Source organism: Pseudomonas sp. LB3P31, assembly GCF_054897945.1.
In genome coordinates, this window is the sequence record NZ_CM142710.1 from 3,990,001 (window position 1) to 4,015,618 (window position 25,618).

21 protein-coding genes, 4 tRNA genes and 2 rRNA genes (1 of these 27 cut by a window edge) are annotated in these 25,618 nt (G+C 55.0%); all 27 read left to right on the plus strand.

Annotation, left to right across the window (positions count from 1 at the left end):
* Nucleotides 1-1,866 (plus strand): 23S ribosomal RNA (locus tag ACYZTK_RS18040); it begins 1,026 nt to the left of the window's first position.
* A gap of 156 nt (nt 1,867-2,022) precedes the next feature.
* Nucleotides 2,023-2,138 (plus strand): 5S ribosomal RNA (gene rrf, locus ACYZTK_RS18045).
* A 137-nt stretch (nt 2,139-2,275) separates the two neighbouring features.
* Complete coding sequence (gene birA / locus ACYZTK_RS18050) at nt 2,276-3,235, plus strand: bifunctional biotin--[acetyl-CoA-carboxylase] ligase/biotin operon repressor BirA (RefSeq protein WP_462011120.1); 960 nt, start codon at nt 2,276-2,278, stop codon at nt 3,233-3,235.
* Nucleotides 3,225-3,974, plus strand: coding sequence for a pantothenate kinase (locus ACYZTK_RS18055; RefSeq protein ID WP_462011121.1), 750 nt, complete (start codon nt 3,225-3,227; stop codon nt 3,972-3,974). Before birA ends, ACYZTK_RS18055 begins: the two co-directional genes overlap by 11 nt.
* A gap of 7 nt (nt 3,975-3,981) precedes the next feature.
* Complete coding sequence (locus tag ACYZTK_RS18060) at nt 3,982-4,422, plus strand: hypothetical protein (RefSeq protein ID WP_462011122.1); 441 nt, start codon at nt 3,982-3,984, stop codon at nt 4,420-4,422.
* 142 nt (nt 4,423-4,564) lie between these two features.
* Nucleotides 4,565-4,649, plus strand: a tRNA-Tyr gene (locus ACYZTK_RS18065).
* 23 nt (nt 4,650-4,672) lie between these two features.
* Nucleotides 4,673-4,746: transfer RNA gene (locus ACYZTK_RS18070), tRNA-Gly, on the plus strand.
* Nucleotides 4,747-4,772: 26 nt separating this feature from the next.
* A tRNA-Thr gene (locus ACYZTK_RS18075) sits at nt 4,773-4,848 on the plus strand.
* A gap of 84 nt (nt 4,849-4,932) precedes the next feature.
* On the plus strand, nt 4,933-6,126 hold the full coding sequence (tuf, locus tag ACYZTK_RS18080) for an elongation factor Tu (protein WP_007896619.1): 1,194 nt from the start codon (nt 4,933-4,935) through the stop codon (nt 6,124-6,126).
* Between the two features lie 53 nt (nt 6,127-6,179).
* Nucleotides 6,180-6,255: transfer RNA gene (locus tag ACYZTK_RS18085), tRNA-Trp, on the plus strand.
* 45 nt (nt 6,256-6,300) lie between these two features.
* Nucleotides 6,301-6,669 carry a preprotein translocase subunit SecE gene (gene secE / locus ACYZTK_RS18090; RefSeq protein WP_008145488.1) on the plus strand — a complete coding sequence of 123 codons (369 nt, stop codon included), beginning with the start codon at nt 6,301-6,303 and terminating at the stop codon, nt 6,667-6,669.
* A gap of 9 nt (nt 6,670-6,678) precedes the next feature.
* Entirely contained in the window at nt 6,679-7,212 is a 534-nt protein-coding gene (gene nusG, locus ACYZTK_RS18095) for a transcription termination/antitermination protein NusG (protein ID WP_007896622.1), read from the plus strand.
* A gap of 117 nt (nt 7,213-7,329) precedes the next feature.
* On the plus strand, nt 7,330-7,761 hold the full coding sequence (rplK, locus tag ACYZTK_RS18100) for a 50S ribosomal protein L11 (RefSeq protein WP_003210097.1): 432 nt from the start codon (nt 7,330-7,332) through the stop codon (nt 7,759-7,761).
* Nucleotides 7,761-8,456, plus strand: a complete 696-nt coding sequence (gene rplA / locus ACYZTK_RS18105; RefSeq protein WP_462011123.1) for a 50S ribosomal protein L1 — start codon at nt 7,761-7,763, stop codon at nt 8,454-8,456. The genes rplK and rplA overlap by 1 nt, the downstream gene beginning before the upstream one ends.
* Before the next feature lie 198 nt (nt 8,457-8,654).
* On the plus strand, nt 8,655-9,155 hold the full coding sequence (gene rplJ, locus ACYZTK_RS18110; RefSeq protein WP_462011124.1) for a 50S ribosomal protein L10: 501 nt from the start codon (nt 8,655-8,657) through the stop codon (nt 9,153-9,155).
* 78 nt (nt 9,156-9,233) lie between these two features.
* Nucleotides 9,234-9,599 (plus strand): 50S ribosomal protein L7/L12, encoded by a 366-nt coding sequence (gene rplL, locus ACYZTK_RS18115; RefSeq protein WP_462011125.1) that lies wholly within the window; start codon nt 9,234-9,236, stop codon nt 9,597-9,599.
* Between the two features lie 220 nt (nt 9,600-9,819).
* Nucleotides 9,820-13,893 carry a DNA-directed RNA polymerase subunit beta gene (gene rpoB, locus ACYZTK_RS18120; RefSeq protein ID WP_462011126.1) on the plus strand — a complete coding sequence of 1,358 codons (4,074 nt, stop codon included), beginning with the start codon at nt 9,820-9,822 and terminating at the stop codon, nt 13,891-13,893.
* A gap of 64 nt (nt 13,894-13,957) precedes the next feature.
* Nucleotides 13,958-18,157 carry a DNA-directed RNA polymerase subunit beta' gene (gene rpoC / locus ACYZTK_RS18125; protein ID WP_462011127.1) on the plus strand — a complete coding sequence of 1,400 codons (4,200 nt, stop codon included), beginning with the start codon at nt 13,958-13,960 and terminating at the stop codon, nt 18,155-18,157.
* A 215-nt stretch (nt 18,158-18,372) separates the two neighbouring features.
* Nucleotides 18,373-18,744, plus strand: a complete 372-nt coding sequence (rpsL, locus tag ACYZTK_RS18130) for a 30S ribosomal protein S12 (protein WP_002555494.1) — start codon at nt 18,373-18,375, stop codon at nt 18,742-18,744.
* Between the two features lie 117 nt (nt 18,745-18,861).
* Nucleotides 18,862-19,332, plus strand: a complete 471-nt coding sequence (gene rpsG / locus ACYZTK_RS18135) for a 30S ribosomal protein S7 (protein WP_002555493.1) — start codon at nt 18,862-18,864, stop codon at nt 19,330-19,332.
* A 30-nt stretch (nt 19,333-19,362) separates the two neighbouring features.
* On the plus strand, nt 19,363-21,468 hold the full coding sequence (gene fusA / locus ACYZTK_RS18140) for an elongation factor G (RefSeq protein ID WP_462011128.1): 2,106 nt from the start codon (nt 19,363-19,365) through the stop codon (nt 21,466-21,468).
* Nucleotides 21,469-21,499: 31 nt separating this feature from the next.
* Nucleotides 21,500-22,693, plus strand: a complete 1,194-nt coding sequence (gene tuf / locus ACYZTK_RS18145; RefSeq protein WP_282379303.1) for an elongation factor Tu — start codon at nt 21,500-21,502, stop codon at nt 22,691-22,693.
* Nucleotides 22,694-22,834: 141 nt separating this feature from the next.
* Nucleotides 22,835-23,146, plus strand: a complete 312-nt coding sequence (gene rpsJ / locus ACYZTK_RS18150) for a 30S ribosomal protein S10 (RefSeq protein WP_003186070.1) — start codon at nt 22,835-22,837, stop codon at nt 23,144-23,146.
* Between the two features lie 80 nt (nt 23,147-23,226).
* A complete protein-coding gene (gene rplC, locus ACYZTK_RS18155) occupies nt 23,227-23,862 on the plus strand; it encodes a 50S ribosomal protein L3 (protein ID WP_003186059.1) in 636 nt (211 codons plus the stop codon).
* Nucleotides 23,863-23,874: 12 nt separating this feature from the next.
* Nucleotides 23,875-24,477 carry a 50S ribosomal protein L4 gene (gene rplD / locus ACYZTK_RS18160; protein WP_462011129.1) on the plus strand — a complete coding sequence of 201 codons (603 nt, stop codon included), beginning with the start codon at nt 23,875-23,877 and terminating at the stop codon, nt 24,475-24,477.
* Nucleotides 24,474-24,773 carry a 50S ribosomal protein L23 gene (rplW, locus tag ACYZTK_RS18165; RefSeq protein ID WP_002555488.1) on the plus strand — a complete coding sequence of 100 codons (300 nt, stop codon included), beginning with the start codon at nt 24,474-24,476 and terminating at the stop codon, nt 24,771-24,773. The genes rplD and rplW overlap by 4 nt, the downstream gene beginning before the upstream one ends.
* A gap of 14 nt (nt 24,774-24,787) precedes the next feature.
* A complete protein-coding gene (gene rplB, locus ACYZTK_RS18170; RefSeq protein WP_462011130.1) occupies nt 24,788-25,612 on the plus strand; it encodes a 50S ribosomal protein L2 in 825 nt (274 codons plus the stop codon).
* The last annotated feature ends 6 nt before the right edge of the window (nt 25,613-25,618 follow it).

The window sequence follows — 25,618 nt, forward strand, 5'->3', positions numbered from 1 at the left end:
GGGAAGGCTTAGACAGCTAGGAGGTTGGCTTAGAAGCAGCCACCCTTTAAAGAAAGCGTAATAGCTCACTAGTCGAGTCGGCCTGCGCGGAAGATGTAACGGGGCTCAAACCATACACCGAAGCTACGGGTATCACTTAGGTGATGCGGTAGAGGAGCGTTCTGTAAGCCTGTGAAGGTGAGTTGAGAAGCTTGCTGGAGGTATCAGAAGTGCGAATGCTGACATGAGTAACGACAATGGGTGTGAAAAACACCCACGCCGAAAGACCAAGGTTTCCTGCGCAACGTTAATCGACGCAGGGTTAGTCGGTCCCTAAGGCGAGGCTGAAAAGCGTAGTCGATGGAAAACAGGTTAATATTCCTGTACTTCTGGTTATTGCGATGGAGGGACGGAGAAGGCTAGGCCAGCTTGGCGTTGGTTGTCCAAGTTTAAGGTGGTAGGCTGGACTCTTAGGTAAATCCGGGAGTCTAAGGCCGAGAGCTGATGACGAGTGTTCTTTTAGAACACGAAGTGGTTGATGCCATGCTTCCAAGAAAAGCTTCTAAGCTTCAGGTAACCAGGAACCGTACCCCAAACCGACACAGGTGGTTGGGTAGAGAATACCAAGGCGCTTGAGAGAACTCGGGTGAAGGAACTAGGCAAAATGGCACCGTAACTTCGGGAGAAGGTGCGCCGGTGAGGGTGAAGGACTTGCTCCGTAAGCTCATGCCGGTCGAAGATACCAGGCCGCTGCGACTGTTTATTAAAAACACAGCACTCTGCAAACACGAAAGTGGACGTATAGGGTGTGACGCCTGCCCGGTGCCGGAAGGTTAATTGATGGGGTTAGCTAACGCGAAGCTCTTGATCGAAGCCCCGGTAAACGGCGGCCGTAACTATAACGGTCCTAAGGTAGCGAAATTCCTTGTCGGGTAAGTTCCGACCTGCACGAATGGCGTAACGATGGCGGCGCTGTCTCCACCCGAGACTCAGTGAAATTGAAATCGCTGTGAAGATGCAGTGTATCCGCGGCTAGACGGAAAGACCCCGTGAACCTTTACTATAGCTTTGCACTGGACTTTGAATTTGCTTGTGTAGGATAGGTGGGAGGCTTTGAAGCGTGGACGCCAGTTCGCGTGGAGCCAACCTTGAAATACCACCCTGGCAACTTTGAGGTTCTAACTCAGGTCCGTTATCCGGATCGAGGACAGTGTATGGTGGGTAGTTTGACTGGGGCGGTCTCCTCCTAAAGAGTAACGGAGGAGTACGAAGGTGCGCTCAGACCGGTCGGAAATCGGTCGTAGAGTATAAAGGCAAAAGCGCGCTTGACTGCGAGACAGACACGTCGAGCAGGTACGAAAGTAGGTCTTAGTGATCCGGTGGTTCTGTATGGAAGGGCCATCGCTCAACGGATAAAAGGTACTCCGGGGATAACAGGCTGATACCGCCCAAGAGTTCATATCGACGGCGGTGTTTGGCACCTCGATGTCGGCTCATCACATCCTGGGGCTGAAGCCGGTCCCAAGGGTATGGCTGTTCGCCATTTAAAGTGGTACGCGAGCTGGGTTTAGAACGTCGTGAGACAGTTCGGTCCCTATCTGCCGTGGACGTTTGAGATTTGAGAGGGGCTGCTCCTAGTACGAGAGGACCGGAGTGGACGAACCTCTGGTGTTCCGGTTGTCACGCCAGTGGCATTGCCGGGTAGCTATGTTCGGAATAGATAACCGCTGAAAGCATCTAAGCGGGAAACTAGCCTCAAGATGAGATCTCACTGGGACCTTGAGTCCCCTGAAGGGCCGTCGAAGACTACGACGTTGATAGGTTGGGTGTGTAAGCGCTGTGAGGCGTTGAGCTAACCAATACTAATTGCCCGTGAGGCTTGACCATATAACACCCAAGCAATTTGCTTCTCGAAAGAGCATCAGATTGCGGTGTGTGAAGACGCAATGAACCGAAAGTTCGATGCTCACTAAACACCGACAGCTATCACATACCCACTTTGCTGAAGCGCGGCCAGCTGGCCACGATTCGGTACCCGAATTTCTTGACGACCATAGAGCATTGGAACCACCTGATCCCATCCCGAACTCAGCAGTGAAACGATGCATCGCCGATGGTAGTGTGGGGTTTCCCCATGTGAGAGTAGGTCATCGTCAAGATTAAATTCCGAAACCCCTATCTGCGTATGCAGGTAGGGGTTTTGTTTTTGTCCGCAGGAAAGTCCGGGTACTTGTGTTTCTATGCAACGGCCCGGGGCATGGCTATCATGCGGGCCTCATTGTGAGGCGAGACTTGCATGCTGACGTTGTTGAAGCTTCTAAAGGATGGCCGGTTCCACTCTGGCGAGGCCCTGGGCGTTGCCTTGGGTGTCAGTCGTAGCGCGGTTTGGAAACAGCTCCAGCTACTGGAAGCTGAGCTGGGCTTATCCATACATAAAGTGCGCGGCCGCGGCTATCAGCTGGCTGTGCCATTGACCCTGCTCGACCCCGTCAGCATCAGCGAGGCCGCTCCGGCCTGCGATTGGCCAGTCCTGGTGTTCGACTCGATAGACTCGACCAATGCCGAGGCCTTGCGCGCTATCGAGCGTGGCCAGGCCGCGCCTTTCCTGGTGCTGGCCGAAAGGCAGACTGCAGGTCGTGGACGGCGTGGACGCAAGTGGGTCAGTCCGTTTGCCGAAAACGTCTACTACAGCCTGGTGCTGCGCATTGAAGGTGGAATGCGTCAGCTCGAAGGCTTGAGTCTGGTCGTCGGTCTTGCAGTGATGCAGGCTTTGCGCGAGCTTGATGTGTCGACGGCAGGCCTGAAATGGCCCAACGACGTATTGGTCGGGCAGAAAAAAATCGCCGGCATATTACTCGAATTGGTCGGCGACCCGGCAGACGTCTGTCACGTAGTACTCGGCGTCGGAATCAATGTGAACATGCAGCTTACCGATGAAGTAGATCAGCAGTGGACATCGATGCGCCTCGAGACAGGCAAGGTATTCGATCGCAACCAGCTGGTCGCAGTACTGGGCGAGAAGCTGCAGGGTTATTTACGCCGGCATCAGGTCGACGGGTTTTCTGCCATTCAGTCGGAGTGGGAGCAGAATCATCTATGGCAGGGGCGCGCGGTATCGCTGATTGCCGGGGTCAACCAGATTAACGGTGAAGTGCTGGGTATCGATAAGCAAGGTGCGTTGCGCTTGAAGGTGGATGGTGTGGAGAAAGTCTTTAGCGGTGGTGAGCTCAGCCTGAGGTTGCGTGATGATTCTTGAGCTCGACTGCGGAAACAGTTTTATCAAATGGCGGGTACTGGGTGTCGCTGCGGGTAAAACCGTAGGAGAGGGTGTCGTTGATTCAGATCTGGCGTTGCTGGAAAGTCTGAATGCGATTGAGCACCTGTCCCTGACCTATTGCCGGCTGGTAAGCGTCAGGACTACCGAAGAAACCGGCGCGCTGACCTCCCTGTTGATGAGCGCCTATGGCGTGGCGGTTGCCTGTGCGGCGCCGTCTCGCCAAATGTCCGGTGTTCGCAATGGCTATGAAGAGTACGAGCGCCTGGGGCTTGATCGCTGGCTGGCGATGCTGGGTGGATTTCACCTGGCGTCCGGCGCGTGCCTGGTCCTCGATTTTGGCACTGCCGTTACCGCTGACTTCATTGGCAAGGATGGCGAGCATCTCGGCGGCTTTATCTGTCCGGGGATGCCTCTCATGCGTAATCAACTGCGCACCCATACGCGCAAGATCCGTTACGGCGACCTTGCTGCCGAGCGCGCCCTGGAAAGTCTCGCCCCTGGTCGCACAACCGTCGAGGCGGTCGAGCGTGGATGTTCGTTGATGCTCAGGGGTTTTGTCCTGACTCAACTGGAGCTGGCTCGCAGTTACTGGGGTGAGGACTTTTGCGTGTTCCTTACCGGCGGCGATGCCGACCTGGTGGCGGGCGTAGTGCCTGAGGCCCGAGTGGTGCCCGATCTGGTGTTCGTCGGCCTGGCGATGGCGTGCCCCCTGACCTGAGGTGTTTATGCGTTGGTTGTTCCTGCTCCTGCTTGTCCTCAACGTCTTCTATTACATCTGGCATCAGCAGGAGGCGCCTCTGCGAGCTAAAGACGTAACCCCGCTGAGTCTCTATCGTGGCTCACAGCAGGATATCCGCCTGTTGAGCGAATCCAATGATGCGGCGCGGGACAAAGCCAAGACTGCCCAGCCTGAGAGCGGGTGCCTCTATGTAGGCGGCTATACGCGTCAGGATGTTGCCCAGGCCATTGAGCGGCGTCTCACCGGCATGGAAATAAAATTCCAGGCCTTGCCTAAAGATCTCCCGGATACCCCTGGTTATTGGGTGCGAGTCGCACCTGAAAGCCGGCGTTGGCTGGACGATGTGCAGCTGCAAAACCTTTCCAGAGAATTCAATGAGTTAAAACATAAAATAATGCCGTGCGAGGGGGTTGCGCCTTCAAATTAGTTTGCATAGAATGGCGCCCGCTTCGCAGTGAAGACCTTTAGGGGCCAGCACCGCGAAGCGAGGTCAACGCAGCTAACCTCAGGTTTTTAATGAGAAAATGCTTGACAGAAGGCTGGCATGATGTAGAATGCCGGCTCGCTTAGGAGGGGTTCCCGAGCGGCCAAAGGGATCAGACTGTAAATCTGACGTCTACGACTTCGAAGGTTCGAATCCTTCCCCCTCCACCATTTTTAGCGAGAGTTGCAACCTCGCGGGTATAGTTTAGTGGTAGAACCTCAGCCTTCCAAGCTGATGATGCGGGTTCGATTCCCGCTACCCGCTCCAAGTTTGCAGATCTTGCACAGTGTTACGCTCTTGTAGCTCAGTTGGTAGAGCACACCCTTGGTAAGGGTGAGGTCAGCGGTTCAAATCCGCTCAAGAGCTCCATATAACAAGGCAGATATGAAAATATCTGCCTTTGTTTTAATGGCTTGTTTGACTTGTAACATTCTTCTCCTGAGGGTGATTTCGATGGCTAAGGAAAAGTTCGAACGTAATAAGCCGCACGTCAACGTAGGCACCATTGGTCACGTCGACCACGGCAAAACTACTCTGACTGCAGCCTTGACCCGTGTCTGCTCCGAAGTCTTCGGTTCGGCAAAGGTCGACTTCGACAAGATCGATAGCGCCCCAGAAGAAAAAGCTCGTGGTATTACCATCAACACCGCTCACGTTGAATACGATTCGGCCGTGCGTCACTATGCACACGTTGACTGCCCTGGTCACGCCGACTACGTAAAAAACATGATCACCGGTGCTGCACAGATGGATGGCGCGATTCTGGTTTGCTCGGCCGCTGATGGTCCGATGCCGCAGACCCGTGAGCATATTCTCCTGTCGCGCCAGGTAGGCGTTCCGTACATCGTGGTCTTCCTGAACAAGGCTGACATGGTCGATGATGCGGAGCTGCTTGAGCTGGTTGAGATGGAGGTGCGAGACCTGTTGAGCACTTATGATTTCCCAGGTGATGACACTCCGATCATCATTGGTTCTGCGCTGATGGCGCTGAACGGTCAAGACGACAACGAGATGGGCACCACTGCCGTCAAGAAGCTGGTCGAGACTCTGGATAGCTATATTCCGCAGCCTGAGCGCGCTATTGATAAGCCGTTCCTGATGCCGATCGAGGATGTTTTCTCGATCTCCGGTCGCGGTACTGTTGTGACTGGCCGTGTTGAGCGTGGCATTGTCCGCATTCAGGAAGAAGTCGAGATCGTTGGTCTTCGTGACACGGTCAAGACCACTTGCACTGGTGTAGAGATGTTCCGCAAGCTGCTCGACGAAGGTCGTGCAGGTGAGAACTGCGGCGTATTGCTGCGTGGTACCAAGCGTGATGATGTTGAGCGTGGCCAGGTATTGGTCAAGCCGGGCACCGTCAAGCCGCATACCAAGTTCACTGCTGAGGTTTATGTTCTGAGCAAGGAAGAAGGTGGTCGTCATACGCCATTCTTCAAAGGCTACCGTCCACAGTTCTACTTCCGTACGACTGATGTGACTGGTAACTGCGAGCTGCCAGAAGGAGTTGAGATGGTTATGCCCGGTGATAACGTTCAAATGACCGTTACCCTGATCAAAACCATCGCGATGGAAGATGGTCTGCGTTTCGCTATTCGTGAAGGCGGTCGTACCGTTGGCGCGGGTGTCGTGGCAAAAGTCATCGAGTAAGTTGTTGTAATGTCTTTTTCAGGCCGGCATAATGGTCGGCCTGATTTTGTTTTAGGTCAGTAGCTCAATTGGCAGAGCGACGGTCTCCAAAACCGTAGGTTGGGGGTTCGATTCCCTCCTGACCTGCCAGATTCACTTGGTGGGTTTGGCTTTCTTTTCACAGGATCTTCATAGATGACTCCTAAAGCTGAAGCTCAAGGCTCTCGCTTCGATCTGCTCAAGTGGCTAGTAGTAGTCGCTTTGGTGGTTGTTGGCGTTGTTGGCAATCAGTATTACTCTGCTTCGCCGATCCTGTACCGCGTACTGGCACTTCTCGCCATTGCTGCTGTAGCTGCCTTTGTAGGCCTGCAGACAGTTAAGGGCAAGTCTTTCTTTGTACTGGTGAAGGAAGCTCGCACCGAGATTCGTAAAGTCGTGTGGCCAACTCGCCAAGAAACCACGCAGACCACGTTGATAGTAGTGGCTGTTGTTCTGGTTATGGCGTTGCTGTTGTGGGGTCTTGATTCCCTGCTCGGCTGGCTTGTTTCCTTGATTGTCGGCTAAGGGTGTCCCGTGGCTAAGCGTTGGTACGTTGTGCATGCTTACTCCGGTTACGAGAAGCATGTCATGCGCTCGTTGGTAGAGCGCGTAAAGCTGGCTGGCATGGAAGATGGCTTCGGCGAAATTCTGGTTCCCACTGAAGAAGTGGTTGAAATGCGTAATGGCCAGAAACGCAAAAGCGAGCGCAAATTCTTCCCAGGTTATGTGCTGGTACAGATGGACATGAACGAGGGTACTTGGCACTTGGTCAAGGATACTCCTCGGGTGATGGGTTTCATCGGCGGTACTGCTGATAAACCTGCACCGATCACAGATAAAGAGGCAGAAGCGATTCTGCGTCGCGTTGCTGATGGTAGCGACAAGCCGAAGCCGAAGACGTTGTTCGAGCCAGGTGAGTCGGTACGAGTCAACGACGGACCGTTTGCTGATTTTACTGGCACGGTTGAAGAAGTTAACTACGAAAAGAGCCGTATCCAAGTGGCAGTGCTCATTTTCGGTCGCTCTACTCCGGTAGAGCTAGAGTTCAGCCAGGTCGAAAAGGTCTAGCTGAGCAAGCATCCCAACCCCGCAGCCTTAGGCTGTGGGGTTTTGTCGTCACTGGGATAAACGCGCAAGTAACCGGGGAGCCTTTCGAGGCGTTCGAACCCGTAATTGGAGTGCCTCATGGCCAAGAAGATTACCGCTTACATCAAGCTGCAAGTGAAGGCCGCTCAGGCTAACCCAAGCCCACCTGTTGGTCCTGCACTGGGTCAGCACGGCGTGAACATCATGGAATTCTGCAAAGCTTTCAACGCCCGTACCCAGGGTATTGAGCCAGGCCTGCCGACTCCAGTGATCATCACTGTCTACAGCGACCGTAGCTTCACTTTCGAAACTAAATCCACCCCTGCTTCGGTTCTGCTGAAGAAGGCGGCTGGTCTGACTAGCGGTTCCGCTCGTCCGAACACCGTTAAGGTTGGCACTGTGACTCGTGCTCAGCTGGAAGAAATCGCGAAAACCAAAAACGCGGATCTGACTGCAGCTGATATGGATGCAGCCGTGCGCACTATCGCCGGTTCTGCTCGTAGCATGGGCCTTAACGTGGAGGGTGTGTAATGGCTAAGTTGACCAAGCGTCAAAAGGCTATCGCCGGCAAAATCGAAGCAGGCAAGTCCTACAACTTTGTAGACGCTGCTGCTCTGCTGGCTGAGCTGTCGACTGTCAAGTTCAGCGAGTCGTTCGACGTTGCTGTGAACCTGGGCGTTGACCCGCGTAAATCTGACCAGGTCGTTCGTAGCGCTACTGTGCTGCCACACGGCACTGGCAAGACCGTTCGCGTTGCCGTGTTCACCCAGGGTCCAGCTGCTGAGGCCGCTCTGGCTGCCGGCGCTGACCGTGTAGGTATGGACGACCTGGCTGCCGAAATGAAAGCCGGTAACTTGAACTTCGACGTCGTTATCGCATCCCCGGATGCAATGCGCGTTGTTGGTCAGTTGGGTCAGATCCTCGGTCCACGTGGCCTGATGCCTAACCCTAAAGTCGGCACCGTAACGCCAGACGTAGCTACCGCGGTTAAAAACGCCAAGGCTGGTCAGGTTCGTTATCGCACCGACAAAAACGGCATCATCCACACTTCCGTTGGCAAGATCGGCTTCGACGCCGTCAAGCTGAAGGAAAACGTTGAAGCCCTGATCGCTGATCTGAAGCGTATCAAGCCAGCTTCCTCGAAAGGCATTTACGTCAAGCGCGTTACCCTGAGCACTACCATGGGTCCAGGTCTGGTCATCGACCAAGGCTCGCTCGACGCGTAAGACACAGGTTGGCGCAAGCGATTGTGCCAATTGCAAGATTGGGGTCCCTGCCTGGCGGGGGCTATCCAAGACCGTAGGCGGCGCAAGTCTTAAACCTCAAGCCTACGCAGATGGTGCTCCCGGTTCCTTACCGAATCAGACACCAAAACGACATCCGGCCTCGGTTGGATGAAACGGTAACAAGCAGGAGTTAAACCCGTGGCAATTAAACTCGAAGACAAGAGGGCCATCGTCGCTGAAGTCAACGAGGCTGCCAAAGTCGCTCTGTCCGCTGTCGTGGTTGATGCCCGTGGCGTAACAGTAGGCGCGATGACCGGACTCCGTAAAGAGGCTCGTGAAGCTGGCGTTTTCGTACGTGTAGTACGTAACACCCTGCTCAAGCGCGCTGTTGCTGGCACTGAATTCAGTGTTCTCAACGACGTGTTCACTGGCCCGACCTTGATTGCATTCTCCAACGAACATCCGGGCGCTGCTGCTCGTATCTTCAAGGAATTCGCAAAAGGTCAGGATAAGTTCGAGATCAAGGCAGCTGCGTTCGAGGGCAAGTTCCTCGCAGCTAACCAAATCGACGTACTGGCAACTCTGCCGACCCGTGACGAAGCAATTTCTCAGCTGATGAGCGTGATTCAAGGCGCAACCAGCAAATTGGCTCGTACTCTGGCGGCAATTCGCGACCAGAAAGAAGCTGCTGCAGCCTGAGGCTGAGCGTTTTATCTCTCGCGTATTTTTGTTTATTTCGATGGCCTGCAGGCTATCCCCCAATTCAGGAATTGAGTCATGTCTCTGACTAACGAACAAATCATCGAAGCAATCGGCCAGAAATCCGTAGTGGACATCGTTGAGCTGATCAAAGCGATGGAAGAAACCTTCGGTGTTACCGCTGCTGCTGCATCGGCTGGTCCAGCTGCTGCTGCCGCCGTTGTTGAAGAACAAACTGAATTCAACGTCATGCTGCTGGAAGCTGGCGAGAAGAAAGTTAACGTGATCAAGGCAGTACGTGAACTGACCGGTCTGGGCCTGAAAGAAGCCAAGGCAGTAGTTGACGGCGCTCCTGGCGTTGTTCTGGAAGCCGTATCGAAAGATGCAGCTGACAAAGCTAAAGCCACTCTGGAAGAAGCAGGCGCTAAAGTCGAGCTGAAGTAAGCATCGACCTTGCGTCTCCAGCCCGAGCGTTAAGCGAAAGGCTGATGGCTGGTGGCTCTTGCCACCGGCCTTTTTCCGTTATTGGCAGCCGACTGGGTCGGTGCTGGTAGCGAGCTGTAACCACCGGATGCGGTGGAGCAAACCATGGGGTTTGCACGATTTTCTGGCTGCTCCCGTCGGGAGGGGCCAAACAAGCAGGTGACCAAGCTGGGGAACGCTGATGGCTTACTCATATACTGAGAAAAAACGTATCCGCAAGGACTTTAGCAAGTTGCCGGACGTCATGGATGTGCCGTATCTCCTGGCAATCCAGCTGGATTCGTATCGTGAATTCTTGCAGGCGGGAGCGACTAAAGATCAGTTCCGCGACGTGGGCCTGCATGCGGCCTTCAAATCCGTTTTCCCGATCATCAGCTACTCCGGCAATGCTGCGCTGGAGTACGTCGGTTATCGCCTGGGCGAACCGGCATTTGATGTCAAAGAATGCGTGTTGCGCGGTGTTACTTACGCCGTACCTTTGCGGGTAAAAGTGCGCCTGATCATTTTCGACAAAGAATCGTCGAACAAAGCGATCAAGGACATCAAAGAGCAAGAAGTCTACATGGGTGAAATCCCCCTGATGACTGAAAACGGTACCTTCGTAATCAACGGTACCGAGCGTGTAATCGTTTCCCAGCTGCACCGTTCCCCGGGCGTGTTCTTCGACCACGACCGCGGCAAGACGCATAGCTCCGGCAAACTGCTGTACTCCGCGCGCATCATTCCATACCGCGGTTCGTGGCTGGACTTCGAGTTCGACCCGAAAGACTGCGTATTCGTGCGTATTGACCGTCGTCGCAAGCTGCCTGCATCGGTATTGCTGCGCGCGCTCGGCTATACCACTGAAGAAGTGCTCGACGCGTTCTACACCACCAACGTTTTCCATCTGAGCGGCGAAACCCTCAGCCTGGAACTGATTGCTTCGCGTCTGCGTGGTGAAATTGCTGTTCTGGATATTCAGGACGAGAAGGGCAAGGTCATTGTTGAGGCTGGTCGTCGTATTACTGCGCGCCACATCAACCAGATCGAAAAAGCCGGTCTCAAGACCCTGGAAGTGCCTCTGGACTACGTCCTGGGTCGCACTACCGCCAAGGTCATCGTGCATCCGGCAACCGGCGAAATCCTGGCAGAGTGCAATACCGAGCTGAACACCGAGATCCTGGCCAAAATCGCCAAGTCCCAGGTTGTTCGCATCGAAACTCTGTACACCAACGACATCGACTGCGGTCCGTTCGTCTCCGACACCCTGAAGATCGATTCCACCAGCAACCAATTGGAAGCGCTGGTCGAGATCTATCGCATGATGCGTCCAGGCGAGCCGCCAACCAAAGACGCTGCCGAGACCCTGTTCAACAACCTGTTCTTCAGCCCTGAGCGCTATGACCTGTCTGCGGTCGGCCGGATGAAGTTCAACCGTCGTATCGGTCGTACCGAGATCGAAGGTTCGGGCGTGCTGTGCAAGGAAGATATCGTCGCGGTATTGAAGACCCTGGTCGACATCCGTAACGGTAAAGGCATCGTCGATGACATCGACCACCTGGGTAACCGTCGTGTTCGCTGCGTAGGCGAAATGGCCGAGAACCAGTTCCGCGTTGGCCTGGTACGTGTTGAGCGTGCGGTCAAAGAGCGTCTGTCGATGGCTGAAAGCGAAGGCCTGATGCCGCAAGACCTGATCAACGCCAAGCCAGTGGCTGCGGCGGTGAAAGAGTTCTTCGGTTCGAGCCAGCTGTCCCAGTTCATGGACCAGAACAACCCGCTGTCCGAGATTACCCACAAGCGTCGTGTGTCTGCACTCGGCCCTGGCGGTTTGACTCGTGAGCGCGCTGGCTTTGAAGTTCGTGACGTACACCCGACTCACTACGGTCGTGTATGCCCGATTGAAACGCCGGAAGGTCCGAACATCGGCCTGATCAACTCCCTGGCCGCTTATGCGCGCACCAACCAGTACGGCTTTCTCGAGAGCCCATACCGTGTGGTGAAAGACGCTCTGGTCACCGACGAGATCGTGTTCCTGTCCGCCATCGAAGAAGCTGATCACGTGATCGCTCAGGCTTCGGCCACGATGAACGACAAGAAAATGCTGATCGACGAGCTGGTAGCTGTTCGCCACTTGAACGAGTTCACCGTCAAGGCGCCGGAAGACGTCACCTTGATGGACGTTTCGCCGAAGCAGGTAGTTTCGGTTGCAGCGTCGCTGATCCCGTTCCTCGAGCACGATGACGCCAACCGTGCGTTGATGGGTTCGAACATGCAGCGTCAAGCTGTACCCACCCTGCGCGCTGACAAGCCGCTGGTCGGTACCGGCATGGAGCGTAACGTAGCCCGTGACTCCGGCGTTTGCGTCGTGGCTCGTCGTGGCGGCGTGATCGACTCCGTTGATGCCAGCCGTATCGTGGTTCGTGTTGCTGATGACGAAGTTGAAACCGGTGAAGCTGGTGTCGACATCTACAACCTGACCAAGTACACCCGCTCCAACCAGAACACCTGCATCAACCAGCGTCCGCTGGTGCGTAAAGGTGATCGGGTTCAGCGCAGCGACATCATGGCTGACGGCCCGTCCACCGACATGGGTGAGCTGGCACTGGGTCAGAACATGCGCATCGCGTTCATGGCCTGGAACGGTTACAACTTCGAAGACTCCATCTGCCTGTCGGAACGAGTTGTTCAAGAAGATCGCTTTACCACGATCCACATTCAGGAACTGACCTGTGTGGCACGTGACACCAAGCTTGGGCCAGAGGAAATCACTGCAGACATCCCGAACGTGGGTGAAGCTGCACTGAACAAGCTGGACGAGGCCGGTATCGTTTACGTAGGTGCTGAAGTTGGCGCAGGCGACATTCTGGTCGGTAAGGTCACTCCGAAAGGCGAGACCCAGCTGACTCCGGAAGAGAAGCTGTTGCGTGCCATCTTCGGTGAAAAAGCCAGCGACGTTAAAGACACCTCCCTGCGTGTGCCTACCGGCACCAAGGGTACCGTCATCGACGTACAGGTCTTCACCCGTGACGGCGTTGAGCGTGATGCTCGTGCACTGTCGATCGAGAAGACTCAGCTCGACGAGATCCGCAAGGATCTGAACGAAGAGTTCCGTATCGTTGAAGGCGCGACTTTCGAACGTCTGCGTTCCGCTCTGGTAGGCCGCAAGGCTGAAGGCGGCGCTGGTCTGAAGAAAGGTCAGGACATCACCGACGAAGTGCTCGACGGTCTTGAGCATGGTCAGTGGTTCAAACTGCGCATGGCTGAAGATGCTCTGAACGAGCAACTCGAGAAGGCCCAGGCCTACATCGTTGATCGTCGCCGTCTGCTGGACGACAAGTTCGAAGACAAGAAGCGCAAACTGCAGCAGGGCGATGACCTGGCTCCAGGCGTGCTGAAAATCGTCAAGGTTTACCTGGCAATCCGTCGCCGCATCCAGCCGGGCGACAAGATGGCCGGTCGTCACGGTAACAAAGGTGTGGTCTCCGTGATCATGCCCGTTGAAGACATGCCGCACGATGCCAATGGCACCCCGGTCGACGTCGTCCTCAACCCGTTGGGCGTACCTTCGCGTATGAACGTTGGTCAGATCCTTGAAACCCACCTCGGCCTCGCGGCTAAAGGTCTGGGCGAGAAGATCAACCGGATGATCGAAGAGCAGCGTAAAGTCGCTGAGCTTCGTAAATTCCTCGACGAGATCTACAACCAGATCGGCGGTCGTAACGAAGATCTGGATAGTTTCTCCGACCAGGAAATCCTGGACCTGGCGAAGAACCTGCGCGGCGGCGTTCCAATGGCCACTCCAGTGTTCGACGGCGCCAAGGAAAGCGAAATCAAGGCCATGCTGAAACTGGCAGACCTGCCAGAGAGCGGCCAGATGCAGCTGACCGACGGCCGTACCGGCAACAAGTTCGAGCGCCCGGTTACTGTTGGCTACATGTACATGCTGAAGCTGAACCACTTGGTAGACGACAAGATGCACGCTCGTTCTACCGGTTCGTACAGCCTGGTTACCCAGCAGCCGCTGGGTGGTAAGGCACAGTTCGGTGGTCAGCGTTTCGGGGAGATGGAGGTCTGGGCACTGGAAGCATACGGTGCTGCTTACACTCTGCAAGAAATGCTCACAGTGAAGTCGGACGATGTGAACGGCCGTACCAAGATGTACAAAAACATCGTGGATGGCGATCACCGTATGGAGCCGGGCATGCCCGAGTCCTTCAACGTGTTGATCAAGGAAATTCGTTCCCTCGGCATCGATATCGATCTGGAAACCGAATAACACGTGACGCGAATCGAGAGCGGGGCAGGATTGCCCGCTCTCTGCTCCGCCAGGAGGAAAGGCCTTGAAAGACCTACTGAATTTGCTGAAAAACCAGGGTCAAGTCGAAGAGTTCGACGCCATCCGTATTGGATTGGCATCGCCTGAGATGATCCGTTCGTGGTCGTTCGGTGAAGTTAAAAAGCCGGAAACCATCAACTACCGTACGTTCAAACCAGAACGTGACGGCCTGTTCTGCGCCAAGATCTTTGGCCCGGTAAAGGATTACGAGTGCCTGTGCGGTAAGTACAAGCGCTTGAAGCACCGTGGTGTGATCTGCGAGAAGTGCGGCGTTGAAGTCGCGCTGGCCAAGGTTCGTCGTGAGCGCATGGCGCACATCGAGCTGGCTTCGCCAGTTGCCCACATCTGGTTCCTGAAATCGCTGCCGTCGCGTATCGGCTTGCTGATGGACATGACCCTGCGTGATATCGAACGCGTTCTCTACTTCGAGAGCTATGTCGTTATCGATCCAGGCATGACCACCCTTGAAAAAGGTCAGCTGCTCAACGACGAGCAGTACTTCGAAGCGCTGGAAGAGTTTGGCGATGATTTCGATGCCCGCATGGGTGCCGAAGCTGTCCGTGAACTGCTGCACGCTATCGACCTGGAACACGAGATTGGCCGTCTGCGTGAAGAAATTCCGCAAACCAACTCCGAAACCAAGATCAAGAAGCTGTCCAAGCGTCTGAAGTTGATGGAAGCCTTCCAGGGTTCCGGCAACCTTCCAGAATGGATGGTGCTGACCGTTCTGCCGGTTCTGCCGCCAGATCTGCGTCCACTGGTCCCGCTGGATGGCGGTCGCTTCGCGACTTCCGACCTCAACGACCTGTATCGTCGAGTGATCAACCGTAACAACCGCTTGAAGCGCCTGCTTGATCTGTCCGCTCCGGACATCATCGTGCGCAACGAAAAGCGTATGTTGCAGGAAGCTGTCGATGCACTGCTCGACAACGGCCGTCGTGGCCGCGCTATCACCGGTTCGAACAAGCGTCCTCTGAAATCCCTGGCTGACATGATCAAGGGTAAGCAGGGTCGTTTCCGTCAGAACTTGCTCGGTAAGCGTGTTGACTACTCGGGTCGTTCGGTAATTACCGTAGGTCCGACCCTGCGTCTGCACCAGTGCGGTCTGCCGAAGAAAATGGCTCTCGAGCTGTTCAAGCCGTTCATTTTCGGCAAGCTGGAAATGCGTGGTCTCGCGACCACCATCAAAGCTGCCAAGAAAATGGTCGAGCGCGAACTGCCAGAGGTTTGGGACGTTCTCGCTGAAGTGATCCGTGAACACCCGGTTCTCCTCAACCGTGCACCGACCCTTCACCGTCTGGGCATCCAGGCGTTTGAACCGGTACTGATCGAAGGCAAGGCTATCCAGCTGCACCCTCTGGTCTGTGCTGCGTACAACGCCGACTTCGACGGCGACCAAATGGCCGTGCACGTACCGCTGACGCTGGAAGCCCAGCTGGAAGCGCGTGCGTTGATGATGTCGACCAACAACATCCTGTCGCCAGCCAACGGTGAGCCAATCATCGTTCCGTCGCAGGACGTTGTATTGGGTCTGTACTACATGACTCGTGAAGCGATCAACGCCAAAGGCGAAGGTCGTGTGTTCGCGGATCTGCAGGAAGTTGACCGTGTGTTCCGTGCCGGCGAAGCCGCACTGCACGCCAAGGTCAAAGTGCGGATCAACGAAACCGTCAACGATCGTGATGGTGGCAGCGTCAAGAACACCCGTATCGTCGACACCACTGTCGGCCGTGCGCTGTTGTTCCAGGTTGTTCCACCTGGCCTGTCGTACGACGTCGTCAACCAGCCGATGAAGAAAAAGGCGATCTCCAAGCTGATCAACCAGTGCTACCGCGTGGTTGGTTTGAAAGAGACCGTGATCTTCGCTGACCAGTTGATGTACACCGGTTTTGCCTATTCGACCATTTCCGGCGTTTCCATCGGTGTTAACGACTTCGTTATCCCGGATGAAAAAGCCCGCATCATCAATGCTGCAACTGATGAAGTGAAAGAGATCGAAAGTCAGTACGCCTCCGGCCTGGTAACCCAGGGCGAGAAGTACAACAAAGTGATCGACCTTTGGTCCAAGGCGAACGACGAAGTTTCCAAGGCGATGATGGCCAACCTCTCGAAAGAGAAAGTCATCGACCGCCATGGCGTCGAAGTCGACCAGGAGTCCTTCAACTCGATGTACATGATGGCCGACTCGGGCGCACGGGGTTCTGCTGCGCAGATCCGTCAGCTCGCCGGTATGCGTGGCCTGATGGCCAAGCCGGACGGTTCCATCATCGAAACGCCGATTACTGCGAACTTCCGTGAAGGTTTGAGCGTACTTCAGTACTTCATCTCCACTCACGGTGCTCGTAAAGGTTTGGCGGATACCGCGTTGAAAACTGCGAACTCCGGTTACCTGACTCGTCGTCTGGTAGACGTGGCGCAGGATCTGGTTGTGACCGAGATCGATTGCGGCACCGAACATGGCCTGGTAATGACTCCGCACATTGAAGGCGGTGACGTTGTTGAGCCGTTGGGTGAGCGCGTATTGGGTCGTGTCATTGCCCGTGACGTATTCAAGCCAGGTACCGAGGAAGTTATCGTTCCTGGCGGCACCCTGGTAGATGAGAAGTGGGTCGAGTTCATCGAGCTGAACAGCATCGACGAAGTTATCGTGCGTTCGCCGATCAGCTGCGAAACCCGCTATGGCATTTGCGCCAAGTGCTACGGCCGTGATTTGGCTCGTGGTCACCAGGTCAACATCGGTGAAGCGGTCGGCGTTATCGCTGCCCAGTCCATCGGTGAGCCGGGTACCCAGCTGACCATGCGTACGTTCCACATCGGTGGTGCGGCAAGCCGGACCTCCGCTGCTGACAGCGTTCAGGTGAAGAATGGCGGTACCGTCCGTCTGCATAACCTGAAGCACGTTGAGCGAGTGGATGGTTGCCTGGTTGCTGTGTCCCGTTCCGGTGAGCTGGCGATCGCTGATGACTTCGGTCGTGAGCGCGAGCGTTACAAGCTGCCGTACGGTGCCGTGATTTCGGTTAAAGAAGGTGACAAGGTCGACGCTGGCGCAATCGTGGCCAAGTGGGATCCGCACACTCACCCAATCGTTACCGAAATGAAAGGTACCGTGACCTACGTGGGCATGGAAGAAGGCATCACGATCAAGCGTCAGACTGACGAATTGACCGGTATGACCAACATTGAAGTACTCGACGCCAAAGACCGTCCAGCTGCCGGTAAAGATATCCGTCCTGCTGTGAAGATGGTTGATGACAACGGCAAGGACTTGTTGCTGCCAGGCACTGACGTTATCGCTCAGTACTTCCTGCCAGCCAACGCCCTGGTCGGTGTTGCGGATGGTGCGAAGATTGCGATCGGTGATGTTATCGCTCGTATCCCGCAAGAGACTTCGAAGACCCGTGACATCACCGGTGGTCTGCCACGTGTTGCCGACTTGTTCGAAGCACGTCGTCCGAAAGAAGCCTCGATTCTGGCTGAAGTCAGCGGCACCATCGCGTTCGGTAAAGAGACCAAAGGCAAACGCCGTCTGGTCATTACCCCGAACGACGGTAGCGATCCGTACGAAGAGCTGATTCCGAAGTGGCGTCACCTGAACGTCTTCGAAGGCGAACAGGTAAACCGCGGCGAAGTTATCTCCGACGGTCCAAGCGATCCACACGACATTCTGCGTCTGCTGGGTGTGAGTGCGCTGGCCAAGTACATCGTGAACGAGATCCAGGACGTTTATCGTCTGCAAGGCGTGAAGATCAACGATAAGCACATCGAGACCATCCTGCGTCAGATGCTGCGTAAAGTTGAAATCGCTGAATCTGGCGATTCCACTTTCATCAAGGGCGACCAGATGGAATTGACTCACGTTCTGGTAGAGAACGAGCGTCTGGCTGGCGACGAGAAATTCGTTTCCAAGTTCACTCGTGTGTTGCTGGGTATCACCAAGGCGTCGTTGTCCACCGAATCGTTCATCTCGGCGGCTTCCTTCCAGGAAACCACCCGTGTACTGACCGAAGCGGCGGTAACCGGCAAGCGCGATTACTTGCGCGGCCTGAAAGAAAACGTAGTCGTGGGTCGTCTGATCCCGGCGGGTACCGGCCTGGCATATCACAGCGAGCGCAAGCGTCGCCGTGAAGCTGACAAGCCGTTGCGCGTAAGCGCCAGTGAAGTGGAAGCTGCACTGACCGAAGCGCTGAACTCTAGCGGTAACTGAGTTCTGCGGTAATGAGCGTGAGGCCCTGGTCGCTCCGTTCGTCGAATCGAGACAAATTGTCGAGATTGGATGAGCGGGGAGGTCGGGGCCTTGCCTTGACTGGGGACAAGATCCTCTTTAGACTCTTGTACCCCTAAATTTGGCGGGAATTCGTTCCTGCCATTTTGCTTTTCTTGCAAGACAATAGCGTCGCAAGACAACAGTGGAGCTAGTAGATGGCAACTATCAACCAGCTGGTACGTCAGCCGCGTAAGCGTATCGTCGAGAAATCCGACGTACCTGCGCTGCAGAACTGCCCGCAACGTCGTGGCGTATGCACCCGTGTGTATACCACCACGCCGAAAAAACCTAACTCGGCACTGCGTAAAGTATGCCGTGTGCGCCTGACCAACGGTTTCGAGGTTTCCTCGTACATCGGCGGTGAAGGCCACAACCTGCAAGAGCACAGCGTGGTACTGATCCGCGGCGGTCGTGTAAAAGACTTGCCAGGTGTTCGTTATCACACCGTACGCGGTTCTTTGGATACTTCCGGCGTTAAAGGTCGTAACCAGGGTCGTTCGAAGTACGGTACCAAGAAGCCTAAGTAGTAGCGGCTTTTTGTAAAACTGATTTTTTATTTTTCTGAGTCGATAAGAGTAAGGTCGGAGGCGTCCCGAAAGGGCACCGATTCCGAGCGAACCTGAAGACCGTTTGAGGGCTTATCCATGCCAAGAAGACGCGTAGCAGCCAAGCGCGAAGTGCTTGACGATCCAAAATACGGCAGCCAGATCCTGGCCAAGTTCATGAACCACGTGATGGAAAGCGGCAAGAAAGCCGTTGCCGAGCGTATCGTTTATGGCGCGCTGGAAAAGGTTAAAGAACGCAAGAACAGCGACCCCCTGGAAATCTTCGAGAAAGCTCTCGACGCCATCGCTCCGCTGGTCGAAGTGAAGTCGCGCCGTGTAGGCGGTGCTACTTACCAGGTTCCGGTCGAAGTTCGTCCGTCCCGTCGTAACGCCCTGGCAATGCGCTGGTTGGTAGACTTCGCCCGCAAGCGCGGCGAGAAGTCTATGGCTCTGCGTTTGGCTGGCGAACTGTTGGACGCTGCCGAAGGTAAAGGTGCTGCAGTTAAGAAGCGTGAAGACGTGCACCGTATGGCTGAAGCTAACAAAGCTTTCTCGCACTACCGCTTCTAATTTTAGCGTCACTAATTTTGCGAGGGCTTTATGGCTCGTACAACACCGATTAATCGCTACCGTAACATTGGTATCGTTGCTCACGTGGATGCTGGTAAAACCACCACCACCGAGCGCGTCCTTTTTTACACTGGCAAAAGTCACAAAATGGGCGAGGTGCATGACGGCGCCGCGACCACAGACTGGATGGTTCAGGAGCAGGAGCGTGGTATTACCATTACTTCTGCTGCCATTACCGCCTTCTGGCAGGGTTCCGAGAAGCAGCACAAGGACCAATACCGCTTCAACGTCATCGACACCCCGGGCCACGTTGACTTCACTATTGAAGTTGAACGTTCCCTGCGTGTTCTCGATGGCGCGGTTGTTGTGTTCTGCGGCACCTCGGGTGTTGAGCCTCAGTCGGAAACCGTATGGCGTCAAGCCAACAAATACGGCGTTCCACGTCTTGTTTACGTAAACAAGATGGACCGTGCTGGTGCCAACTTCCTGCGCGTGATCGGTCAGATCAAGCAGCGTCTGGGTCACACCCCGGTGCCAATCCAGTTGGCTATCGGTTCCGAAGACAATTTCCAGGGTCAGATCGATCTGATGGCTATGGAAGCGGTCTACTGGAATGACTCCGACAAAGGCATGGTTCCAGTTCGCAAGCCTATCCCTGCTGAACTGCAGGAAATGGCTGACGAGTGGCGCGGCAACATGATTGAGGCTGCGGCCGAAGCCAGCGAAGAGCTGATGAACAAGTACCTCGAAGGTGAAGAACTCACCAATGAGGAAATCAAGGCCGCTCTGCGTCAGCGTACTATCGCTGGTGAGATCGTTCTGGCTGTTTGCGGTTCTTCCTTCAAGAACAAGGGTGTTCCCCTGGTTCTCGACGCCGTTATCGACTACCTGCCTGCACCAGTTGATATTCCTGCCATCAAGGGTACTGACCCGGATGACGAGACTATCGAGCTGGAGCGTCATGCAGATGACAGCGAACCGTTCTCCGCTCTGGCATTCAAAATTGCCACCGACCCATTCGTGGGTACCTTGACCTTCGTCCGTGTTTACTCGGGCGTGTTGAACTCCGGCGACGGCGTGATCAACTCGGTCAAAGGCAAGAAAGAGCGCGTGGGTCGTATGGTGCAAATGCACGCAAACGCCCGTGAAGAAATCAAGGAAGTGCGCGCTGGTGACATCGCGGCCTTGATCGGCATGAAGGACGTCACCACTGGTGAGACTTTGTGCAACGGTGACAAGCCAATCATCCTGGTTCGCATGGACTTCCCGGAGCCGGTTATTTCGGTTGCCGTAGAGCCTAAGACCAAGGACGACCAGGAAAAAATGGGTGTTGCTCTGGGCAAGCTTGCTCAGGAAGATCCATCTTTCCGCGTCAAGACTGATGAAGAGACTGGTCAAACGATCATCTCCGGCATGGGCGAGTTGCACCTGGACATCCTGGTTGACCGGATGCGCCGTGAGTTCAACGTCGAAGCCAACATCGGTAAGCCTCAGGTTTCCTATCGTGAGCGCATCACGAAGAACTGTGAAATCGAAGGCAAGTTCGTTCGTCAATCCGGCGGTCGTGGTCAGTTCGGCCACTGCTGGATCCGTTTTGCTCCTGCTGACGAAGGTCAGGAAGGTCTGCAATTCGTGAACGAAGTAGTGGGTGGTGTGGTTCCTAAGGAATACATCCCGGCTATCCAGAAGGGTATCGAAGAGCAGATGAAGAACGGCGTTGTTGCCGGTTATCCGCTGATCGGCCTGAAGGCTACTGTGTTTGATGGTTCCTACCACGACGTCGACTCCAACGAGATGGCGTTTAAGGTGGCTGCATCCATGGCGACCAAGCAACTGGCCCAGAAGGGCGGTGGTGAGCTGCTTGAGCCGATCATGGCGGTAGAGGTTGTTACACCTGAAGACTATATGGGTGACGTGATGGGCGACCTTAACCGTCGTCGCGGCATGATCCTGGGTATGGAAGATACGGTTTCCGGCAAAGTGATTCGTGCCGAGGTTCCGTTGGGTGAGATGTTCGGTTACGCAACCGACGTTCGCTCCATGTCCCAAGGTCGCGCAAGCTACTCTATGGAATTCAAAAAATACAATACAGCTCCGTCGCATATCGTCGAAACTGTTACCAAAAAACAAGGCTGATTCAGCCCCTTTAGGCTAGGAGTTAATTGTCGTGGCTAAAGAAAAATTTGTACGTGACCTCCCGCACGTTAACGTTGGCACCATCGGTCACGTTGACCACGGTAAAACCACGCTGACTGCTGCTCTGACTCGTGTCTGCTCCGAAGTTTTCGGTTCGGCCGCTGTTGCTTTCGACAAAATCGACAGCGCTCCGGAAGAAAAGGCTCGTGGTATCACCATCAACACTGCGCACGTTGAATACAACTCGTTGATCCGTCACTACGCTCACGTTGACTGCCCAGGTCACGCTGACTATGTGAAAAACATGATCACCGGTGCTGCTCAGATGGACGGCGCTATTCTGGTTTGCTCGGCCGCTGATGGTCCGATGCCACAAACCCGTGAGCACATCCTGTTGTCCCGTCAGGTTGGCGTTCCGTACATCGTTGTCTTCCTGAACAAGGCTGACATGGTAGACGACGCTGAGCTGCTGGAACTGGTAGAGATGGAAGTGCGCGATCTGCTGAGCACTTACGACTTCCCGGGCGACGACACTCCGATCATCATCGGTTCGGCTCTGATGGCTCTGAACGGCCAAGACGACAACGAAATGGGCACCACTGCCGTTCGTAAACTGGTTGAGACTCTGGACAGCTACATCCCAGATCCAATTCGTGTTATCGACAAGCCGTTCCTGATGCCAATCGAAGACGTATTCTCGATCTCCGGTCGCGGTACTGTTGTAACTGGCCGTATCGAGCGCGGTATCGTCAAGGTTCAGGATTCGCTGGAAATCGTTGGTCTGCGTGACACTGTTGTCACCACCTGCACCGGCGTTGAAATGTTCCGTAAGCTGCTCGACGAAGGTCGTGCTGGCGAGAACTGCGGCGTGCTGCTGCGCGGCACCAAGCGTGACGACGTAGAGCGTGGCCAGGTTCTGGTCAAGCCAGGTTCGGTTAAGCCGCACACTACCTTCGAAGCTGAAGTGTACGTGTTGAGCAAAGAAGAAGGCGGTCGTCACACTCCGTTCTTCAAAGGCTACCGTCCACAGTTCTACTTCCGGACCACTGACGTGACCGGTAACTGCGAACTGCCGGAAGGCGTTGAAATGGTAATGCCAGGCGACAACATCAAAATGGTTGTCACCCTGATCAAAACCATCGCAATGGAAGACGGTCTGCGTTTCGCTATTCGTGAAGGCGGTCGTACCGTCGGCGCTGGCGTCGTAGCCAAAATCATCGCTTAATAAGTGATGACTTGAAAAAGCCCCCGCCTAGCGGGGGCTTTTTTATTGGGTTGACACTGTAGTAGCCCGTCTATAGAATTGCGCCTCCTTTTAACGGGCGTATTGCGCTCGCTGGGAATAGCAGCCGGAGTCTGAAATCCAATGCAAAATCAGCAAATCCGTATCAGGTTGAAGGCTTTTGACCATCGCCTGATCGACCAATCCACCCAGGAAATCGTGGAAACCGCGAAACGTACTGGTGCTCAAGTGCGTGGTCCAATTCCACTGCCTACCCGTAAAGAGCGGTTCACCGTTCTGGTCTCCCCGCACGTCAACAAAGACGCGCGTGACCAGTACGAGATCCGTACTCATAAACGCGTTCTGGACATCGTCCAGCCAACGGATAAAACCGTTGATGCGCTTATGAAGCTTGATCTTGCGGCCGGTGTGGAAGTGCAGATCAGCCTCGGCTAAGACTCGGTCTTAGTCGTGTAACGCTCTGAAATGGGCGGCCATAGCGGGTGAAAGCCCCGTACACTCATGAGGTTTACAACATGACTATTGGTGTAGTCGGTCGTAAATGCGGTATGACCCGTATTTTCACCGAAGAAGGTGTCTCCATTCCGGTCACGGTCATTGAGATCGAGCCGAATCGCGTCACCCAGTTCAAAACTGAAGAAACCGATGGCTATCGTGCAGTGCAAGTCACTGTAGGCGAGCGTCGTGCTTCGCGTGTTACAGCTGCTCAGGCTGGCCACTTCGCTAAAGCGAACGTAGCCGCTGGTCGTACCGTAATGGAATTCCGCCTTGAAGAAGGCGAGTACCAGGCCGGCGATCTGATCAACGCTGAAATCTTCGCCGCTGGTCAACTGGTTGATGTAACCGGTCAGTCCAAAGGTAAAGGCTTCCAGGGTACGATCAAGCGTTGGAACTTCCGCGGGCAAGATAATACCCACGGTAACTCCGTGTCCCACCGCGTTCCAGGCTCTATCGGCCAGTGCCAGACTCCTGGTCGTGTATTCAAGGGCAAAAAAATGTCCGGTCATATGGGCGCTGAGCGCGTGACCGTGCAGTCCCTCGAAGTAGTGCGCGTGGACGCTGAACGCAATCTGTTGTTGGTCAAGGGCGCTGTTCCTGGCGCTACTGGCGGCAACTTGGTTGTACGTCCAGCAGCCAAGGCTCGCGGTTAAGGGGAAGCTGACATGCAATTAAATGTAAATGACGCTCAAGCGATCGAAGTTTCCGAACTGACGTTTGGCGGCGAGTTCAACGAGACGCTGGTTCACCAAGCAGTCGTGGCCTACATGGCCGGCGGCCGTCAAGGTACCAAGCAGCAAAAGACCCGTTCCGACGTTCGTGGTGGCGGTAAGCGCCCATGGCGTCAGAAAGGTACTGGCCGTGCGCGTGCCGGTACTATCCGTAGCCCAATCTGGCGTGGCGGCGGTACCACTTTCGCAGCTCGTCCACAGGATCACTCCCAGAAGCTGAACAAGAAGATGTATCGCGCAGCAATGCGTTCCATCCTTGCTGAGCTGGTGCGTACTGATCGTCTGGTCGTGGTTCAGGATTTCGCCGTTGAATCGCCGAAAACCAAAGACCTGCTGGGCAAACTGAACAACATGAGCCTGACCGACGTTCTGATCGTGTCGGACGCTGTTGATCAGAACCTGTACCTGGCTGCTCGTAACCTGCCACACGTCGATGTACGTGACGTGCAAGGTTCCGATCCAGTTAGTCTGATCGCATACGACAAGGTGTTGATCACCGTGTCGGCCGTGAAGAAATTCGAGGAGCTGCTGGGATGAACCAGGAACGCGTATTTAAAGTTCTGCTTGGCCCGCACGTTTCCGAGAAGGCTACGGTTCTGGCTGACAAGAAAGGCCAGTTCGTTTTCAAGGTTGCTACTGATGCAACCAAGCTGGAAATCAAGAAGGCCGTCGAAAGCCTGTTCAGCGTGAAAGTAGAGCGTGTTACTACCCTGAATGTTCTGGGTAAGAGCAAGCGCACTGCTCGCGGTCTGGGCAAGCGTAATGACTGGAAGAAGGCAGTTATCTCCCTTCAGCCAGGCCAAGATCTCGATTTCAGCAGCAGTGCTGAGTAAGGAAGGGGTGCATCATGGCAATCGTTAAATGCAAACCGACTTCCCCTGGCCGCCGTCATGTGGTCAAGGTGGTCAACCAGGAGCTGCATAAAGGCGCTCCTCACGCACCGCTGCTCGAGAAGAAATCGAAGTCTGGTGGTCGTAACAACAATGGTCGTATTACCACTCGTCACATCGGTGGTGGCCATAAGCAGCATTATCGTCTGGTCGATTTCCGTCGCAACGACAAAGATGGCATTCCAGCCACTGTCGAGCGTATCGAATACGATCCAAACCGTACTGCTCACATTGCTCTTATGCTGTACGCAGACGGCGAACGCCGTTACATCATCGCCCCTAAAGGCGTGAGCGCTGGCGACCAGCTGATTTCGGGTGCTTTGGCTCCGATCAAGCCGGGCAACCAGTTGCAACTGCGCAGCATTCCAGTTGGTAGTACCGTACACGGCATCGAATTGAAGCCAGGTAAAGGCGCGCAAATCGCTCGTTCCGCTGGTGCTTCGGCTCAGCTGATCGCTCGTGAAGGTGTCTACGTGACCCTGCGTCTGCGTTCTGGTGAGATGCGTAAAGTGCTGGCTGAATGCCGCGCGACCCTGGGTGAAGTCTCGAACTCCGAGCACAGCCTGCGTTCGCTGGGTAAAGCTGGTGCCAAACGCTGGCGTGGCGTTCGCCCAACCGTTCGTGGTGTTGCCATGAACCCGGTTGACCACCCACATGGTGGTGGTGAAGGTCGTACCTCTGGTGGTCGTCATCCGGTATCGCCATGGGGCTTCCCGACTAAGGGCGCGAAGACTCGTGGTAATAAGCGTACCGACAAAATGATCGTCCGTCGTCGCAAGTAAATAGAG

Excerpts from the sequence above, each read along its gene's own strand:
- birA (WP_462011120.1), top strand. The coding sequence starts at position 2,276 with ATGCTGACGTTGTTGAAGCTTCTAAAGGATGGCCGGTTCCACTCTGGC.
- ACYZTK_RS18055 (WP_462011121.1), top strand. The coding sequence starts at position 3,225 with ATGATTCTTGAGCTCGACTGCGGAAACAGTTTTATCAAATGGCGGGTA.
- ACYZTK_RS18060 (WP_462011122.1), top strand. The coding sequence starts at position 3,982 with ATGCGTTGGTTGTTCCTGCTCCTGCTTGTCCTCAACGTCTTCTATTAC.
- tuf (WP_007896619.1), top strand. The coding sequence starts at position 4,933 with ATGGCTAAGGAAAAGTTCGAACGTAATAAGCCGCACGTCAACGTAGGC.
- secE (WP_008145488.1), top strand. The coding sequence starts at position 6,301 with ATGACTCCTAAAGCTGAAGCTCAAGGCTCTCGCTTCGATCTGCTCAAG.
- rplK (WP_003210097.1), top strand. The coding sequence starts at position 7,330 with ATGGCCAAGAAGATTACCGCTTACATCAAGCTGCAAGTGAAGGCCGCT.
- rplA (WP_462011123.1), top strand. The coding sequence starts at position 7,761 with ATGGCTAAGTTGACCAAGCGTCAAAAGGCTATCGCCGGCAAAATCGAA.
- rplL (WP_462011125.1), top strand. The coding sequence starts at position 9,234 with ATGTCTCTGACTAACGAACAAATCATCGAAGCAATCGGCCAGAAATCC.
- rpoB (WP_462011126.1), top strand. The coding sequence starts at position 9,820 with ATGGCTTACTCATATACTGAGAAAAAACGTATCCGCAAGGACTTTAGC.
- rpsL (WP_002555494.1), top strand. The coding sequence starts at position 18,373 with ATGGCAACTATCAACCAGCTGGTACGTCAGCCGCGTAAGCGTATCGTC.
- rpsG (WP_002555493.1), top strand. The coding sequence starts at position 18,862 with ATGCCAAGAAGACGCGTAGCAGCCAAGCGCGAAGTGCTTGACGATCCA.
- fusA (WP_462011128.1), top strand. The coding sequence starts at position 19,363 with ATGGCTCGTACAACACCGATTAATCGCTACCGTAACATTGGTATCGTT.
- rpsJ (WP_003186070.1), top strand. The coding sequence starts at position 22,835 with ATGCAAAATCAGCAAATCCGTATCAGGTTGAAGGCTTTTGACCATCGC.
- rplC (WP_003186059.1), top strand. The coding sequence starts at position 23,227 with ATGACTATTGGTGTAGTCGGTCGTAAATGCGGTATGACCCGTATTTTC.
- rplD (WP_462011129.1), top strand. The coding sequence starts at position 23,875 with ATGCAATTAAATGTAAATGACGCTCAAGCGATCGAAGTTTCCGAACTG.
- rplW (WP_002555488.1), top strand. The coding sequence starts at position 24,474 with ATGAACCAGGAACGCGTATTTAAAGTTCTGCTTGGCCCGCACGTTTCC.
- rplB (WP_462011130.1), top strand. The coding sequence starts at position 24,788 with ATGGCAATCGTTAAATGCAAACCGACTTCCCCTGGCCGCCGTCATGTG.